Annotated in this window: 7 protein-coding genes and 1 other RNA gene; 3 read left to right on the top strand and 5 right to left on the bottom strand. The window is 67.5% G+C overall.

Translation table 11 applies throughout. The features are described 5' to 3' along the window. The first annotated feature begins 88 nt into the window (after nucleotides 1-88). Nucleotides 89-436: a transfer-messenger RNA gene (ssrA, locus tag KEG38_RS17270) on the top strand. Between the two features lie 20 nt (nucleotides 437-456). Here ssrA and KEG38_RS17265 read toward each other — a convergent pair. Further along, complete coding sequence (locus KEG38_RS17265) at nucleotides 457-1,281, bottom strand: tyrosine-type recombinase/integrase (protein WP_308216884.1); 825 nt, start codon at nucleotides 1,279-1,281, stop codon at nucleotides 457-459. Between the two features lie 346 nt (nucleotides 1,282-1,627). Here KEG38_RS17265 and KEG38_RS17260 point away from each other — a divergent pair, with 346 nt between their 5' ends. Continuing rightward, nucleotides 1,628-2,041 (top strand): DUF7478 domain-containing protein, encoded by a 414-nt coding sequence (locus KEG38_RS17260; protein WP_272420702.1) that lies wholly within the window; start codon nucleotides 1,628-1,630, stop codon nucleotides 2,039-2,041. A gap of 50 nt (nucleotides 2,042-2,091) precedes the next feature. On the opposite strand, the gene KEG38_RS17255 is transcribed toward KEG38_RS17260, so the two are convergent. Next, entirely contained in the window at nucleotides 2,092-4,083 is a 1,992-nt protein-coding gene (locus KEG38_RS17255; protein WP_272420700.1) for an ATP-binding protein, read from the bottom strand. A 20-nt stretch (nucleotides 4,084-4,103) separates the two neighbouring features. Beyond that, complete coding sequence (locus tag KEG38_RS17250) at nucleotides 4,104-5,060, bottom strand: hypothetical protein (protein WP_272420698.1); 957 nt, start codon at nucleotides 5,058-5,060, stop codon at nucleotides 4,104-4,106. 69 nt (nucleotides 5,061-5,129) lie between these two features. On the opposite strand from KEG38_RS17250, the gene KEG38_RS17245 reads away from it, so the two are divergent. Next, nucleotides 5,130-6,050: a pentapeptide repeat-containing protein gene (locus KEG38_RS17245; RefSeq protein ID WP_272420697.1), complete on the top strand. Its 921-nt coding sequence runs from the start codon at nucleotides 5,130-5,132 to the stop codon at nucleotides 6,048-6,050. Nucleotides 6,051-6,079: 29 nt separating this feature from the next. Here the strand turns inward: KEG38_RS17245 and KEG38_RS17240 are convergent, their stop codons facing one another. Further along, on the bottom strand, nucleotides 6,080-7,090 hold the full coding sequence (locus KEG38_RS17240; protein WP_272420694.1) for a hypothetical protein: 1,011 nt from the start codon (nucleotides 7,088-7,090) through the stop codon (nucleotides 6,080-6,082). Next, nucleotides 7,069-17,817 (bottom strand): hypothetical protein, encoded by a 10,749-nt coding sequence (locus tag KEG38_RS17235; RefSeq protein WP_272420692.1) that lies wholly within the window; start codon nucleotides 17,815-17,817, stop codon nucleotides 7,069-7,071. The genes KEG38_RS17240 and KEG38_RS17235 overlap by 22 nt, the downstream gene beginning before the upstream one ends. Nucleotides 17,818-17,834: the final 17 nt, after the last annotated feature.

Genomic DNA, 17,834 nt, shown 5'->3' with positions numbered 1-17,834 from the left:
TAGGGCGCCCAACGGAGGGGTTGACGTCAAAGGGTGGTGTCCTATGCTTTCGTGGCTCGGACCTCTCGAAGGTCCGAGGTCACCACGAGGGGGCGATCGGCTTCGACGTGGGGACCGAAGGTTCATCTGCGTGCTGGCGGCTCCTGCACCGCCTATCAAGCGGGACGTTATACGTGCGAACGACAACGCATACGCTCTCGCGGCCTAAGAACCGACGATAGCCGCCCGACGGAGAGATCGTCCTGGTATCCGAAGGGTGTCAACCACGAGGGCTGGACCGCGCGAGGGTGCCCTCGATAGCGTGGTCGAGAACAGCGAGGGATAGGTCGCGGCCGAATCCGCGGACCCAGTCGCAGGGGATACGGCGACTACGCACGTGAACGAAGGTGAACTGTAGGCCTTGCGGACCCGGGTTCGATTCCCGGCGCCTCCACTCAATTTCTTCGGGAAACCTCGCTATTTTTGCTTCAGCCTCCGCTCATGTGCCGTGTATGTGCCGTGAGCTTGCACGGCGCCCTCGTCGGGCGTCGGGGGACCGTCGAGGAGCTTGACGGCACCACGGCGGACGTCCGGGGACAGGTGCGCGTAGCGCATCGTCATCTCGATCGTCGCGTGGCCGAGGAGCTCCTGGATCGCCTTGAGGGCGACCCCCTTCATGGCGAGGTGGCTCGCGAAGGTGTGACGGAGCACGTGCCAGCCGATCCGACGTAGGTCGGCGCGACGGCACGCTCGCCAGAGCGGGTGCTTGCACTCGCCCTTCTTCAGCATGCGGCCATCCTCTGCGCAGAAGACGAGCGGTCCGCGGAGGTGGCGGAATGCCTTGAGGATGCGGAGCACCTCCTCCCCGAGCGGCACTTCCCTGCCCTTTCCGTTCTTCGGAGTTCCGACGATGCCATCGACGACGGAGCGGCGAACGAGCAGCCGCCCGGCCGCAAGGTCGACGTCCTCCCACCGAAGCGCGAGGAGCTCGCCCTGCTGCAGGCCCACGACGATCATCGTGTGCCATAACGACAAGTCCGCTGCGCTGACGAGCCTGGCGGCCTCCTCGAACCTCAGGAAATCGAAAGGCTGTTCCGGAACGCGAAGCCAACGAATGACTGGCACCGTCCGGAGCTTCCCCCATTCCACGGCCAGCGCGAGCAGCCGACGCAGAACTGTGAGGTGGTTGTTCACCGATTTCGGTGACAATCCCTCCCTGAGCTTTCGGGCCTTGTAGGTCTCGACCTCCTTCGGTCCGATTGCATCGAGGCGCAGCTTGCCGAATGCAGGCACGAGATGCACCCGGAGGATTGCATCCTTCGACCGCACCTCGCTCGGCTTATTGTTGTTTTCGCGTACGTCGCGAGGAACTCCCCGGCGAATGCCTCGAACCGCGGGGCCTCCTCCACCCCCTCCTTCTCGACCTTGGAGGAGCCCATGAGCAGCTCGGCGCGCAGGTCGCGCTCGTACTGCTCGGCGGCCTGCTTGTTCTGGACCGGGGCGACCCTCCGCCCCCGCTCCCGCCGGCCGTCCTTGTGCTCCACCATCACGTCGATCATCCAGCATTCCTTGGTCACGCCCGTCTCCGGATCGCGCCACTTTCTACGTCTCACGCTCATCGTGAACCTCTCGAGCGCGAGACGTGACCTTGACCCTCACGTCGGTGTGCGCGCCGAGCCCGGACCCGTTCCCCGGCAACCGCTGCTACACGCCGTGCACCTCGGTGAACGATTGTTTCCATCCGGGCGCCCCTGCGACCAAGGACGCCGACAACTTCGCCTGCATCGATGGGATGTGCCGGGACGTGGGTTGTGGCTCCGACCAAGAATGCATCAATGCCCTCGGCGAGCCCGACCTGGTGTGCGCGAAGTTCGCCGACCACCTCTTGAAGATTTGCGTACGCAAGTGCAGCGTCGCAGCCGATTGCGTGACCCTGGGCGCGCCGCCGACGCGCGACGAAGACAACTTCGTCTGCACGAACGGCCTGTGCAAGCCCACGGGGTGCAACGCGGATCTGGAGTGCAACGCGACCGGGGATCCGATTCCGTTCGTGTGCCGGTGACGCCTCGGTCGTTCGTCGCGGGAGGCGCGCCGGGCCGCGCCCGCTGTGACCTACCGGAACTCCGCCGGCACGGAGCGGCCGAGCTTGCGATATTCGCCCGCGAGGCCGCAAACGACATCCGCCATCTCGATGGGCCTTTTCTCCTCGCGCGCCAGCACGGCCGCCGTCAGCACCACGTTGCGGATGTGCCCGCCCGATAGATCCACCGCGGCCGCCAGGCGATTCAGGTCCCGCGGCGCGATCCGGTGCGCCCCGCCGAGGTGCGCGAGCCAGAGCGCGCGCCGCTCCTCCGGCCCCGGCAGCGGGAACTCGATGATCGCGTCGAGCCGGCGCGCGAACGCCGCGTCGAGCCGGCTCTTCGCATTGCTCGTGAGGATGGCGATCCCGTCGAACGACTCGATGCGCTGCAGGAGGTAATTCGTCTGCGCATTGGCGAACCTGTCGTTCGCGTCGCGGACGTCGGTGCGCTTGCCGAAGAGCGCGTCGGCCTCGTCGAACAGCAACACCACCTCCGTCTCCTCCGCGCGCGCGAAGAGCTGCGCGAGGTTTTTCTCGGTCTCGCCGATGTATTTGCTCGTGACGGACGCGAGATCGACGCGGAACAGCGGCAACGCGAGTTGCGTGGCGATCCAGGCCGCCGCCAGCGTCTTTCCCGTGCCGGACGGCCCGATGAAGAGCGCCCGCAGGCCCGCCTGATAACGCGCGCGCGCCGAAGGACCGAGCCCCTCGGCGAGCTCGTCGCGGCTGCGGCATCGAAGCAAGAGGACGCGCAGCTCCGTGCGTAATGCCTCCCCGAGCACGAGCGCGTCGTCGCCGATGGAGTCCGCGATCGGCTGCGCCAGCGCGCCGAGCCCGCCGCCTTCGCTCGTCCGGCTTGCCGCGAGCACGTCCTCTTCGAGTGGTTTTTCCCGACCGCACAGCGTCGCGTGGTGACGGGCGATGCGGCCTATCTCGGCGATGCGCCCGGCCCGGTGGCGGTGCGTGATCGCGAGCTTCTGCGCGAGCTCGTCCCCGCCGATCGCATCCCTCCAGAGCGGCTCGCGCTCGGCCCGCGAGGGCCGCGCCGGCGTGAATTCGAGCGGCGAGAGCTCGCGCCCGTCGATATGGCCGTCGGACCCGCAGAGGACGAGGACTGGGCCTCCGTAATGGGCGATCACCGGTATCTGCTTGCGCTCGCCGGGCGCGAGATCGAAGCAGAACACGGGCAAGAGCCGCCTCGAAAAGAGCCACGGCCCGAGCCCCGCGGTCCGGTCCGTCTCGACGAACGCCGCGCGGCCCCCGAGCTCCGCGGCGATCACGGTCGCGATCGTGCGCCCCTCCGCGCCCGGCGACGCGCGAAGGACGAGCGCGCGCCGCGCCGGCCCTGCCGCCGCGAGCGCCCGCGCGTGTGACCGCGCCTCCTCATGCAGCGACGGGTGCAGCGGGACGGCGGACAACCGGCCGAGGCCGATCATCGTTCCGGGAAAAACCTGATCTCGCCCCGCGAACGCGAGGACGAGCGGCAAAGGCACCACGAGCGCCCGCTCCGGCAGCGGCGCGGCCTCGTCGCGCAGCTCGAGCAGCCCACTCGAGAGCGCCGCGCCCGTGAGGATGATGTCCAGCGCGCGCGCACCCTCGCTCGTCGCCTCGGCGAACGCCTCTGCGACGAGCCCGAGCGTCGGCCTCGCCGTGTCCGCGCGCCCGAGCGCGTGCGCGACGAGCCGCCCCACCAGTGGATCCTCGTCGACCGCGGCAGCGAGCGCGATCGTGAGCGCCTCGACCAGCGACGAACCGAGCGCTCGCGAGAGATCGAGCAGCGGTCGATCGGCCGGCGCCGGTGCTTCGAGGTACGCGGCGAGCGAAGTCCTCCACGAGCCCGTCGGCGCGACGGCCGCCGTGAGATGATTCCGCAAGACCGTGGCCTCGACTCCCGCGTTCACGTTGCCCGAGAGCGTCGTCCGCGCCACGGCCGCGAGCGCGAAGGTTCGGAGCGACAACCCCGAGGTCGTCGTCGCCGTCGGCTGGGAAACGAGGAGCTGGTCCGAGGTGGTGGATTTGCTCATCGCAGATCTCGTGGAGTTCGTCAGGGCGTGATGCTTGCGAGGCTCGAGGGCTCGGCGCCGATGTCGAACGTGACCGAGAGGCCGGGCGGCTCCGTCGAACGAAAATGAACCTCGAAAGCGGCCGCGCGCTCGACGTTCAGCGCTCCGGCGATCGCGCCGAGGCGCGTGCCGAGCGCGGGCAGAGGGTCGAACGTCGTCCACACCTTGACCACGTCCTCGATCGGGACCGCACGGTACTCGACGCCGACCTCGCGCGAGAGCCCCTCCGGGCTCGCCACGAGCCGCGCGGAAATGGCCCTTCCGGGCGCCGCGAGCGCGCCGTACGTCTTGACGAACCACCTCCGCTGCGGCTCGGTGACGCCGAGGGCGCGCATCACGCCCTCGACGCGCCTCGCGCCGTCGTCGAGCGGCCGATCGGCGCGCAGGACGAACGCCATCCGGCCATGGCGACCCCGGGGATCCATTTCATCGGACACGGCGTCGGCGCTCGTCTTCCAATGGGCGCCGAGATCGAGCAGCGAAGAGGCGGCCCCCGTGGACAAACCCGCGCAACCACCGCCGAGCAGCATGCCAAGCGCGGTCGCGAGGCTGAATCCCCCCGGCGTGCTCCTCTTTTCGATCGCGAGCGAAACCCCCTCGTCGTCGAGCCCGATCGTGACCGCGACGGGTCCGCCGTGCTCTTCGAGCCCGCTCGTCGCGGGCGGCGAAACATCACCGCCGGCCCCGATCGCCGCGAAGAGATCGCCGAGCCGCTCGCCGAACCCGCTCCCGTCCGCCGGATCGCCGCGCGTGACGAGGGCGATCGACGCGAGCCCGGACGCGACGCGTACGGCAAAGCAGCGCTCGAGCTCGGGCGCGAGCGCGACGAGCGCGGGCACGATCGGCCGCACATCGAGGCCGATGCTCGTGGCGGCGAGGGAGAAGCGGGCCGCGCGCTCGCCGGCTCGCTCGATGGAGGTCACGTTCGACGGGGACATGTGGAGATCTCCGAGGCCCATTCATTCCACGTCTGGGCGCCTGCCCGCGGTGGTGATAGAGGAGCGTACATGCTCTCTCCGAACGATCGCGACGCGTGGCTCGAGCTCTTGTTGCGTGATGTGGCCGAATTCAACGCGCAGAGGGAAAAGCTCGCGCCCGGAGTACGCATCAATCTTCGGGGCGCGGATCTCGCGGGGCGCGATCTCGCGGCCGCTCGCCTTTCCGGGGTGGATCTGACGGGAGCGCGGCTCGCCGGCGCGCGCGTGCGCGCCATGTTGCTCACGATGTCGAGGCTCGAGGGCGCCGATCTCACGGGCCTCCGGGCGGCCGACGACGATCCGGGCCAGCTCGAGCGCGTCGAGCTCCTCCGCCTCCTCTGGGACGACATCGATGCATTCAATCGCCGCCGCCCCGAGATTCTGCACTTCGTCCTCGTCGATCTCTCGGGCGCGAACCTCGCCGGGGCCGACCTGCACGAGATGGAGCTCGGCAAGGCCAGGCTCTCGGACGCCGATCTCTCGGGGGCGAACCTCGATGATGTGGGGCTCTCGGGCGCGAACCTCGAAAGGGTACGCTGCACGGGCACCGTCATCCGCTACGCCAATTTCACGAAGGCTCGCCTCACGGGCGCCGATTTCACGGGCTCCGAGCTCCTCCGCATCGACATGGACGACGCGCTCGTCGACGCCGCGACGTTCGAGCGGACGAAGATCGTGGGCTCGGGGCTCCAGCGCATCGCCGGTCGAGGCGCCTCGTTCCGCGGCTCTTCGTGGAGCCAGATCGCCCCCATTCTCGCCGCGCTTCCGGAAGCCGATTTCACGGGCGCCACGCTCGAGAGCGTCGAGTTCCTCGAGACCAACCTCCGCGGCGCTCGATTCACGAACGCCACGATGCGCGCCGTCACGTTCCGGCGCGCGAAGCTCGAAGGCGCCCACCTCGACGCCCTCGGCGGCGAGCCGCCCGTCTTCGAGGACGTCACCGGGAGGTGACGACGAGGATCGGCGGCGCGCCGGCGCGGTCAAGATCGCACCACCACGGAAGCGCGGAGGACGGCAGGCCTACGGACGTCCCTGCGCCATTCGATATGGTATCTCTCGCTCCCGATCGTCGTGTAGACCTCCCCCTCGTCCTCGCTCGGATCGGGTTCGGCCTCCCGCAACGTGCGCTCGCAGAAGCCGAGCCAATTCACGGGTTTCATCGAGGGCGGCGTCGGTATGCCCAGGCGAAACCAATCGATCGACACCCACGCGTCGAGCACCCCCTCGCCTTCGGGCGCGTCCGGAATGTACCTCTTGCGCGCCGGATCCCGCAGGTAGCGAAGGAGCGCCACACCGGCGTCGTAATACCCGAGGAGCGCCGTCAATCGAGCCTCGACGAGCCATTGACGTTTTTCCTCTTCGCCGCCCTCCTCGAACAGGCCCGCGGCATCCATTTCGATGAGCAAGCACGTCCGCCCGCCCAGCTCCGTCCCCTCGTCCCGGGGCGTCTTCGGGGTCTTGCGCGCCACCATGTCGAGCTCCGCGGCCCGCTCGTCGAGCTCGATCGCCGTGCTGCCCGTGAGCAGGGAAAACGGCGGCTCCGTGGGGGTGGGGGGCGCCTCGGGCTCGGCTTCTCCCGACGGCGGCCGCTGTCCTCGGAGCTCACCGAGCTTGCGCAGGATCCGGAGAAGGGTCTTGCCCGGCATGATCATGTCGGCGCTGGTGAACGTCGTCCCGATGATGAATGCATCCGTATCGTCGAGCGTCCTCCCGCCGAGGTTGCGCCAGTTCAACCGGTCCGCGTACGCGACGTCCTCGGGGCGCACGGGCGTGGCGCCCATCGCCTGGGGGACGTTCGTGCCCCGGCGCTGCATGATCGATTCTTCGAGGTCGGACCAGCCTCCCGTGAGTGCAGTGTTCACGACGTACGCCAGCGTCGAGCGCGGGTCGTCGCGTGGATGGTCCGTGGCGAGCAGCGGCCCTGCCTCGGTCTGCTTCAAGCGGAGCCGCAAGCCGTCCACGTCCAGCGTCAGGTCGTCTTTAAGAACCATCGTGCGTCCAAGTATACGGTGTTCAGGATGAACTGGTAGGCCGTCGCCGGCGCATTCGGGGGCACCGCCTCGTAGTACCCGCCGAGCTCGACGCCGTCTTTCGTCGCAGCCGTGCCTTTGCCGTCCTTGTCGCGCCCGAATCGATCGTTGTCGTCTCTGGGCTTCACGCTCGCATGCCATGCCACCAGCGCATCCTCGCCGAGGCGCAGGACGGCGGCCAGATCGTCTGCGGTCGTCTTGGGTTGGTCGGCCTTCATCCATTTGGACATGTCGCACATCGAACCGCCCGGCCGCTCGTCCGGTTTCGTCGGCACCTCGCCCGGGCCCTTCCAGCGATATTGCTCGTACAGATGCACGCCGGTGCCGTCCGGGAGTGTTTTGCTCTTGATATGGACCAGTTCGATCTCGGGCCGGTGCGCGAGCCATTCTTTGACCCGTTTGTCGTCGTGTCCTCCCGAGAGCCCGCGCTCCGTCCACAATTCCTCGGTCTTGTGGAGGTCCCTGGGGTACATCAGGTGCTGCATGACGTGCGCATCCAAGAAGACCGTCCCTGCCTGCGGCCGCGGCCCCGCCTCGTAACGCCGGTATGCGGCATCCGCCTCCCTCTGCTGGACGGGCAGCGCCAGGTCGTCGTGAATTCGCTCCACGAGTTCGTCGGGCACCCCCGCCTTTCGCAAGAGCTCGAGCTTCTTCGGCAGGTCGGCCGGGTCGCGTAGCCCCATGGCCTCGAGCATCCGGCCACGCCGAGCGACCAGGGGACGAAGCTCGTCCTCTTTTTCTTTGAGAGTATTTTTCTGCGAGACGATGCCCTTCTCTCTCTTATTTATCTCATTTTCGAGCTCCTGGATCTTGGCGGTGTCGGCTCCTGCCGTCTTTTTCAACTTGTCGAGCTCGACGCGGTCGGCGGCGAGGAGCTGCTCGTTCGCATCCAGGCTGCCGCGGATCGTCTCGATGTTCCGCTCCTTCTTCGGTATCCCATCGTGCAGCGACACGAGCTCCTCGACGGCCGCGCGATCGTGCGCGGTCATGTCGGTCTCCGTGCTGCCTCTCTTCCACACCTTCGCTTGCTGTTCCTTCCGAATGGTCTCCTCGGACGCCTCCGGGTGCTTGTACACGATGTCGGCGACCTCGGACAGCTCGTGCACGAGCACGTGCGGGACTTCCTGGTTGGGGTGGAGGCGGCGTCGCACGAGGACGTGCGCGGTCCACTTTCCGCCTTCGTATTTCACGATGACGCGTCCGGGGCCCGATTCGTCGACGCCATTCTCTTCGTGAGGCCCGGGCGGCAGCACGGCGACCGCCTCGAGCGTCACCTCGACGAGAATGGTCTTCGAGGGATCGTCTGGGTGGGGCACGGCGAGCTTCAGGCCGTCCGGCGCATCGACGATCTGGCTCTTGTGCACGAGCTCGCGCCCCGATTGCGCGGTCTTCTTGGCCCAATCCGTGAGCTTGTCGTTGTTGACGCTCCCCTTGCCCTCGTAGACGTCCTTCCCGTACGTGCCGCCCACGCCCTCGTTTTCCGTGCCTGGCGGCGGAGCCTTCTCTGCGGCTTTTCCTCGCGCCAATGCCGTCGCCGCCTGCGTGAGGTCGATCAAAACGCGACGCAGCGCCGCGACGTCGAGCTTCCCGTCGGAACCGACGAGCTCTTTCATGGGCTGCTTGCGGAGCGCCGCCTCGATCGCGGCCTCGTCGAACGTCGTGGGATCGGAGCGCATCGACTTGAGTCCGTGGATGGCCTCCAATGCAGCGATGATCGCCTTGAACTCCGCGACGCGCTCCGGCCCGAGCGTGCCCGCCGCGCCGTCGAGCAGCTTGGGGATCTCGAGGTGGCGGAGGCTTTCGAGGTAGCGGCCGAGGTATTTCGATGTCTGCACCGCTGCGCGGTCGGGCTCCGATCCGTAATGGTCGGGCGAGAGGTCCTTCAGCGCGTCGCCGAACTGCTCGCGCATCGATTGGATCATGTGGGCATCGCTGAGCGTCTTGCCCTCTCCGGCCTGCCCCCCGACGACGTGCAAAACCGCGCCTTCGCTGTTGTAGACCTCGTTGGCGTAGAGCGCCGCCACGGCCATTTGCGTGCGGATTCGAAGGGTCAACTCGTCGACGGAACTGCGCAGCTCGTCGTTGTTCGGGTCCTTCGCCAGCGCTTCGAGCGCGGCGTCGCGCTCCCTTCGCCACGCGTCGACTTTGCCCAGCGCCTCGGCGTAGAGCTCGTTCGCCGCGCGCAGCCGGACGTCCGCCGTCCCCGCGTGTTCCGACCCGTCCGCCTTCGCATCCGCCTCGATCTTCGCCGCGCGCGCGTCGATTTTGGCTTCGGCGTCCAGGAACCGCTTCTGTGCCTCCTGCATCCGGGCTGCGATCTCGCTCCGCATCTCCGGCGGCGCGAGCTCGAGCTCTTTTTTGGTGTATTCGTTCCACGCCTCCTCGGCTCGTTTTTGCGCCTCCTGCCGAGAGAGCCCTTTCTCTTGCACGTCCGACCCGATGTACCGGCGGACCTTCGCGAGGGACATGATGTCCTGCAGCCGGTCGTTCTCGTGGCGGACCTGCGTGTCGTTCCCGAGAAAATCGGGCGCGTACCCGGACGCCAGGTGCATCGCCTCGCCGTAATCGTAGACGTTCGTGTCGAGCGTCGTGCCCGACTCGGCGCCAAAAACCTCGCGCGCCTTCTTGTTGAACTCCGCCACCATCTCGGCGACGTTGTGGTGTTTCTCCGCGCCCGCCTTTCCCTCGGCGACGAGGTGCTTGGCGAAGAGCTGCAAATCGTAATCGGAGACGAGCGTCGTGCTCCCCACGGCGCGCAGCTCGACGCCGTATTTTTTGCCGAGGGCCTTCAGGGTCGCGTCGACCCACATCTCTCGCGCGTCGACGATGGCCTGCGCGCTCGCCGGATCGTTCTTGAAGGCCGCCTTGAGGTCCGCCCAGTTCTTGACCTCCTTCATGGCCTTCAAGGCCTGCTCGGGCGTGCGCAAAGGCCCGTGTTTGTCATAAATCTCGCGCGGCGTGAGCTCTCCATGGCCCTTCGCGCTCGCGGGCGGGGGCCGATATTGCGGCGATACGCCATCGATCCGGAAGGGGGCCCGCGGCGCGCCCTTTTCGCCCAGCGCGAGCGGCTCGTTCGGCGCGCCTTTCTTCGTCGTCTCCGCGTAAAACTCGGGTTCCGCGACGGCCCGTGCCTTCACGGCGATCTTCGTGAACCTGTCGCCGGGTCGAATGTCACTGGGTTTCTCGACGTGCTTGCGCCCCTGGACCTCGACCGCGCTCATCGCCTGCGCGACGAACGCCATTTGCTCGGGCGTGGGTTTGGGCGCCGAGGGGTCCGGCTTGACCACGATCACGACCTCGAGCGTGTCTCCGTGCTCGAACGTGAGCTCCTGGATCGGCGGTGGTTTGCCCGGCTTCACGGCCCCGGCGCCCGTCACGTAAATCTCGACGGTTCCTTTGATCCCTGCGGCCACGAGGGCGTCCGCGCCCATTTTCACGAGCGCCCCGACGGAGCCCGGCGCGAGCCCGTGCGCGAGCCTCCGCTCGTGCTCGTTGCGCCCCGCGTGCCGCGCCCCACGCGCCTTCATGTAGGCCAGAAGCGAAGCTGGATCGACCCCGGCCACGCCGTGATTTGCGCGGGCCAGCGCTCTGTAAACTTCGAGCGCCATTTGCTCGAGCGACGTCTGCTCGATTTGGCCCTCGTCGCGGGCCTTCTTCGCGCGCGCGTCCGCCTCGGCGATCGCCTTGTCGACGCGATCGATGACCTCCTTCTGGTGCTTGCCCAGCCAGGCCTCCGGCTTGGGCACCGCGGCGTTCCCGCTCCAATGCGCGAAGTCGAGGTCTTCATCGCGCCGGACGTGCTCGAGATAGGCCGCTCGCTCGGCGTCCGTCATCAGGTCTGGATGATTTTCGAGCCTCTTCTCCGCGTCGCGCACCCGCTCTTCCCCGCGGTCCTGCTTCTGCCGCCGGTAGGAGTCGTGAATCGCGTCGGCGAAATCCTCGAACGAGACGCCGGGCTCGCCGTGCCTCGCCTGGACGAGCGCCTGGTATTCTTGAACGGCGAGCGCGTCGAGGTGCTCCTCGACCGTCTCCTTCCGGCCCTCCTTGCGTGCTTCATCGTACGAGTCCCTCGCCCTCGCGATCACGCTCTCGTGACGCTCGGCGACGTCGGCCCGGTGCTGCCGCAGCCAGATCTCCGGATCTGCGACCGCGAGGTCCTCGGCGCGACCTGGCAATGCCTCCGCGTTGCGCTGGCCGCGCAGCGCGTGCATCATGTACGATTCGTGCTCGGCCGGGGTCATCCTCGGGCCGCCCGCGTCGTCTTTCGGGTTCGTGCGATATGGACTGCCCGTATCGCCCTTGCCCTCTTCGGGCTTCAGGCCGCGCTTCGTGAGCAATTCGTCCGCGCGCTTCACCCTCCGCGTCGCGAGGAGCCGCTCGCGGTGGTGGAACATCCACGTATCTTTGATCCCTTGCGACAAACCACCGCCGAGGTGCTCGAGGTACCTGTCGCCGATGTTCCCGCTGCTCCTGTAGGTCTCCTCGCTCGTCATCAGCTCGACGAGCGCCTGGAGCGGCGCCTGCTCCACGTTGCCGCGCATCATCGCGATCGCCTGCGCGCGCGCGGCCTTTCCTTTCGGCGACGCTGCGGCGACGAACCGATTCACGTCGCCAGGTTTGCCCGCGGGCACGGGCGCCGGCGGCGGGTGAGCCTTCTCCGGCAGCTTGAGCTTCTTCCGCGCCTTCTCCCCGAGCTTACCTGCGCCCTGCGAGAGCGAATGCTGGAGCGCGCCCGTGACGAACGCGTGCCAGGCCTCGCCGGGCACCGAGGCCAAACGCTCCTTCGCCGCCTTCAGGTTTCGCTGCCATCCCTCGTTGAGCCCGTGTTTGACCAGATCAAACGGGTTCAAGAGCGCCGCCGCGCTCCCTGTGAGTCCATTGAGCGCTGTATCGGCGGCCCCGTAAACGCCCTGCTCCGCAGCTTCGATCAAGAACCGCGTCGCTGGCGGCATCTCCTTGATGGATTTCTGGATTGACGAGAGGGCCCCTGCCATCTTGCGCGTCTCGGCGATCCTCGCGATCGCGCTCCGCGCCCAGTATCCGCCGAGCGCCGTCACCGCGCCCATCACCGCGTCCGTCGCGATCGATTTGAGCCCCTCGTTTCCGAGCTCGTAATCGCTGCCCTCGATCGCCTCGTGCACGAGCGCGCCCGCCGCCGCCGAGCTCGCGCCGACGAGCGCGCCCGCGAGCGCCACCATGAGCGGGCCAGCCGCGCCCGCGGTCAATACCGTCACGACCGCGGCCACGAGCGTGCTCACCACGGTCGCGGCGATGTTTGCGACCTTCGCCTTCGCTTGCCGGAACTCCTGCAGCGCCTCTTTGGCGCGCTCCGCGGCCGGCGCGATCTCCTCCTCGGCCTCCGTCTCGGTGACGTCGCCGTAGAGCTCGCCTTTTTCTTTTTGCGTGACGCGCGCCTTGCGCAGCGCGGCCCGGTATTCCTCGTTCGCGATGTCGAGGGAGCCGCCGCTCACGCCGAAAGACGCCTGGAGATCGAAGCCCGCATCGCTCGTGCCGTCGCGGGTCCGCTGAAGCTTGTAATCGTCCTGGAAAAACTCGAACTGCGTCGTCGCGGCGCGCGTCGGCCCCTGGATGAGCGCGAGCTCCGCCTTTTGCTCTGCGGGGTTCGCGCCCTCGTGCGGCGCGCCGATCGCCGACGCGATGATCGCGGACGGCAGCCCCGGGATGCGGTCCCGCACGAGCTTGCGTAGGTCGGTGTATTCTTTGTTGTCTCGAGCGCGCCGCTTTTTCCTGTCCTCGTCCGTGTATTCGGCGTCGTCCGCGAAGGCGCCGCCGGTATGTTTCAGGACGAGATCGTCGAAGCTCTTCGAGACGTCGATGACGTGACCCGCGAAGACCGCGCGCGCCACGAGGGTGCGCGTGTGGTAGGGCTCCGGTGGCTTTTCCGGCTCCGGCTCGGGCGCGGCCTTTTCGTTGACCCCGGGCACGCTTTGGGCCGGGGCGGGCGGCGGCGCGGCATTCCCGTCGGGGCCTTTGGGCCCTTCGGCCGCCTTGGCGGCTGCGCTCGTATCGTTCGGCTTTGGAAGCTCGTCGCTCGTCGGCGGCGTGCTCGCCTCGGGCCCTTTGGGTTTGTTTTTCTCGGCCTCCTCTTTCTCGGCCGTCTCCTCCCCCTTGCGCGCCGCGACCCACGCGTCGTATTTCGCCTGGAGCGTATCTTCCGCGCTCCCGCCGGGCGGCGGCTTCGCGCGGGTGACCGAGGTCCATTCGTGGATCAAGTGCTCGTTCGAGGCCCCGCGCACCGCGGCCAGCATTCCCTCCTCGTCGTCGTCGATCCCCAGCTGCTCCTTGAAGTACGCGTCGGTGGGATCCTCTTCTCCGAGCACCGCCCTGCCAATCACGTCGCCCGCGTTCACGTCGGACGGCGTACCGCTGCCCGATTTCGCGAGGTTCTCCGTCACCTCGTTTTTGACTTCTTTCCATACCCGACCGCGCGCCGCGGTATTCTCCGCCTTGGACGTCGTGCCTACCTTCGCGAAGAGATCGTCGTCCCCGTACGTCTTCTCCTTTTTGTTGCCGTCCGTCTTCGTCGAGGGCGCGGCGGGCTTTGCTTCTTCCTTCTTCGGCTCGCCCGCCGGCTTCTTTTCATCCTTTTGCTCGATCTTGCATTCCGTCCGGTAAACGGCCTGCGCTTGCCGGAGCGTCGCATTCCAGGACATCATCGACGCCGCGGCGAGCCCCGTTTTCGCTTGGTGCTCGATCACGCGCAGCCGCGCCTTGGCCTTCGCCATCGCGTCGTTCGCGCCCGCGATTGGGTCCGGCGCGCCGGTCGATTCGATGTCGAAATCGAGGATCCGCTCGATCATCTCGAGCCGAGCAGCGTCGTGGCCGCAAGCCTTGCGCACCTGCTCGACGAGCGACGCGTCGGCGAGCAAGGCCCGGAGTTGCTCCGGAGACAGCTGCACCAGGTGATCGAGGATCTCCTGCGCGTCCGCGCGGCGGGGTGCTCCTCGTGCGCCCGGCGAGGTCCCCCCAGCGGGTTTGCCCCCCTGGCCGGCGTAATACGTCGGATAGGGGCGCGACTTTGCCTCGAGCGCCGACAGGTGATCCTCTCCGCCCTCCGCCGGGTTTTCGGCAGTCGTGCCATAGAGGATGTTCATCGCCTGCCGCATCTCGCTCGGATCGTCGAGCATGTCCCCGAGCTTCGTCAAAAACTCGGGATCCTTGCGCAATCGCGCCCGATCCGCGTCGGACAGCGTGCGGAGCTTCGGCAAAATGGCCCCGTCTGCGTCGCTCCAATCGCTCCCCGTGAGCACGAGATCGCCGGGCGCCGCCTCGCCGCCGTGCAGGACCATCGATTGGATCTCGGACATCTCGGCGCCCGAGAGCTCCCCGTCGATGATCGCTCGCAGGTTCGGATCCGCGAACGTGCGCACGCACTCCTCGCGCATGCGCCGCATGATCTCCGCCCCTTTTTCTTCCTTCGACCTCTTCTGGAACGCCTCGTCCGCGTCGACCTCCTTCACGAGCGCGGCTTTTCGCCGGCGCATGTACGCGCGGATGTCGTTGCGCATCCCCTCTTCGTGCGTGAAGCTGAAGAGCCCCGAGATGCCGCCCTTGCCGTGGGCGCGCGACTCCATGATGTCGACGATGTCGGCCTGATTCGTCAAACCCTTGTAGATTCGATTCCACTCGACGTCACGGCCGGCGCCTCGCAGCGCCGCCATCGTCCGCCCGTCGGCGAGCGCCGCGCTCCTGTCCTCCGGCTTGGCGCTCTCGATCGCGCGGAAAATCGCGTCCACGTCGCCTGCCTCGGCGAAGATACGTAGCTTGACCACGAACGAGCTCTTGCCCTTCTCGGTCAGCTCGAGCAATCGCTCCACCTCGGCGCGGCTGCCTTGCAGCCCTCCCTGGCCCTGCGGCATCCGCTTCGCCTGGTGGGATTGCACGAAGAACCGTATGTCCAGCCCTCCGCTCACCTTGCGGAAATGGGCCTGGATGAGGCGCTGCTCCTCGGGCAGGTACCCTGCGAGTTTGTCGCCGATGATCTGAGCTCGCGGGAAGGGTTGCTTGAGCTCGGCCTGGATTTCCGAGGCGATCTGCTCCGCCGTCTCCTCGCTGAACTCCGGGGAGACCGAGAACCTGTCCTTGATCGCGAGTTCGTCGGCGGCGACCGCGATCGGCGCGCCCTCGACGGGTCCGCCCATTTCAGTGAGGAGCTGCTCCTTTTTCTTTCCTTGCGACAGGTAAGGGTTGTTCGCGACGCGCTCGGCGGTCATCACGAAATGATGCGCGACCGTGATGCCATACTCCGCGCGGTAAAACTTCTCGAGCTCCGCCGCTGCGTCGGGGTCCGCGTCCCCCTCCTTGTTCGGGGGCAGGTTCTCGGGCTTCGGCGCCCTCGCCTCCGCGTATTTCTGCCCGATGGCCTGCAAGTTGTGCGGGGCGGCCCGCTCGAGCAATGAAAAGAGCTCGCCCGCGGCCTTTTTCCGTGCTGCCTCGAGCATGCCGCGGCGCTGCGCGGTCGTGTCGTCGCCGTATGTGCGCTGGTCGATGGCCTCCTGGTTCATGCCGACGGCGGCGAGCGCGCTTGCCCTCTCCTCTGGCGTGGTCCTCTTCGTGATATCGACGCTCAGCGACCCGCCGAGCTCTTGATAGGCCGCCTCGTGCAGCACGTACAAATTGGGCGGCCCCTTGCCCGTCAGGTCACCAACCTCTTTGAGCTTCGCGTCCGTGACGTGCGATTTCAGCTCGTTGAATGCGGTTTCGATATCGCTGCTATCGGCGTACGAGAATTCGTTGACCTCGTCGTATATTTTCTGCGCGCACTCGTGGATCCAGAGCGTGACCGGCTTGTCGTCCGCGAGCACCTCGCGCAGCGCCTGCTCGAGGCCGGCGGCTTTTCGGGGGCCGGCGAGATCCTTTCCTTGCGCGGCGTCCGTCGCCGCCGAGTCGCGCCGGATCCCGAGCACGCGCTCGCATTCGGCGAGGTTCGCCCCCGCGTCGATCCCCGCGTTGATCTTCGCGCGCAGCCCTGCGCCGTGCTTTTGCTCGTAGAGCTCCAGGAACTTCGGCCCCGGCGCGATCTTTCCGCGCCGTACGATCGTGACGTGAGGCTCCTTCGCGACGTCGGCCTGAAACCCGTGCAGGATGCCGAGCACGTTGCTGTCGGATACGTACGTCCACGTATCGAGCTGGGCGTATAGCTCGTCGATCTTCGGGTAAAACACCGTCTCGTAGAGCTCGTCGAGCTCCTTCTGCGAAGGCGGGTCCGCGTTGTCGCTGACGTTCTCCTGCACCTGCGCGTCGGGGGAACCGGGCAACTTGAATACCCCGGACAAACCCCAGGCCTGCAGGCAGAGGTCGTACGGGCGAGCCGTGAGGCCATCCACCGTGACCGTGCCCTGGAACGAGAGCATTGCATGGTGAAATTTGAGATCGAACCGGAGCTCGAGGAGCGTTTCGCGATCCGAAAGGAGCTTCGCGAGCGCCGCGCCGAGATCGACGGAGTTGCTCGCGGCGACCGCCGCATGGACGCCGTCGAGCGGCGTGGGCTCGTCGATTCCGCTCTCGACGAGGCGCAGCGCCCTCCGGCGGGCGGGCGTCGAAATCGGCGGGCGCAAGGCCGCGTGAAAGCGCTGATCGCGCATCAGCCGATCGCGCGCGGCCCGGCCCGTCTCCCCCGAATGCTCGGTGCAATACGACGCGAGCGCGTCGATCACGGCCTTGTCGGGCGATCCCGCCGCGGCCATCCGGGCCTGCATCATCCGATTGATGACGGCGCTCGTCTGATCGAGCTCCGCGACGAGGCCGTCCATCTGCGTGGCGCTCGTGTATTGCCTGAGCTTCGCCATCAGGGACGCGTCGGCATAGAGGCGATCACGCACCTTCGGCTTCGCGGCCTGGACGAGCTCTTTGATCGTGGCGAGCTGCTTCTCCTCGAGCTTCCGCTCCGCGCGCTTCTTCGACGGCGGCGCTTTCCCGAGCGCGACGTCGATCTTCTTGTGCAGCTCCTTGTACGCCGCCTCGATCTCCTCGCGCTCCTTTTTCTCGCTCTCCGGCGCGCCGATCGCCGAGGTGACTGGCGCCTCGAGCTTTTGCAGCATCGCGACGCGCGCCGCCTCGCGGATCTCCGCCGTCTCGCTCCGCGTCGCTTTGGGCGTGAAGCTGCGGAGCGCGGTGAGCCGCGAGGGGTCGGCCTGCATGTTCCGCCTGCCGTCGGGGCTGATCGGCAGATAGGCGCCGAGGAACGCGGACGACACATTCGCCGCGGAGCCGCCGGATGTGAACTGCGCGATGGCTTGATCGAGCGTCGTCACGTATTTGATGTCGGCCGCGTGATCCTTCGTCGCCGCGGCGAGCGCCTCCTTGTGGGGCGCACGCTCCGGCGGCAATGCCTCGAGGAAGGCGGCGAGCGGGGCGTCGCCGGCCGCGCCCTTCCATTTCAGATCATACGCGGCGCTCCGAAAATCCTTCGGGCTCGGCCCGGGCGGCAGCGGATCCGCGTCCCAGACCATGAGATCACCCGCGCACGCCCTCCACTCCGCCGAGGTGACGGCGGCGTCGAGCTCCTCGAGCCGCTCGCGCTCCTTTTGCTTCGCGGGGTCCTCGACGTGCTTGGCCAAATACGCCGGCAGGCCGGCCTTGCCGGAAGGCTCGGCGGACTTGCTGCGCGGAGAAGGCGCGGCGCTCTTTTCGGTCTTCGTCGGGCTCTGTGCGAATTGGGGTGGCATGTCTTCCCGGGCTCCCC

Origin of the sequence: Polyangium jinanense (assembly GCF_028435265.1) — a bacterium.
In the GTDB taxonomy this organism is placed as follows: Bacteria; Myxococcota_A; Polyangia; order Polyangiales; family Polyangiaceae; genus Polyangium; species Polyangium jinanense.
Note: the sequence above shows the minus strand (reverse complement) of the source record. Positions and strands in the feature narration are given on the sequence as shown.

What these genes read in the sequence shown, in the direction of transcription:
- KEG38_RS17240 (WP_272420694.1), bottom strand. Translation starts at nt 7,090, where the DNA reads ATGGTTCTTAAAGACGACCTGACGCTGGACGTGGACGGCTTGCGGCTC.
- KEG38_RS17235 (WP_272420692.1), bottom strand. Translation starts at nt 17,817, where the DNA reads ATGCCACCCCAATTCGCACAGAGCCCGACGAAGACCGAAAAGAGCGCC.
- KEG38_RS17255 (WP_272420700.1), bottom strand. Translation starts at nt 4,083, where the DNA reads ATGAGCAAATCCACCACCTCGGACCAGCTCCTCGTTTCCCAGCCGACG.
- KEG38_RS17250 (WP_272420698.1), bottom strand. Translation starts at nt 5,060, where the DNA reads ATGTCCCCGTCGAACGTGACCTCCATCGAGCGAGCCGGCGAGCGCGCG.
- KEG38_RS17245 (WP_272420697.1), top strand. Translation starts at nt 5,130, where the DNA reads ATGCTCTCTCCGAACGATCGCGACGCGTGGCTCGAGCTCTTGTTGCGT.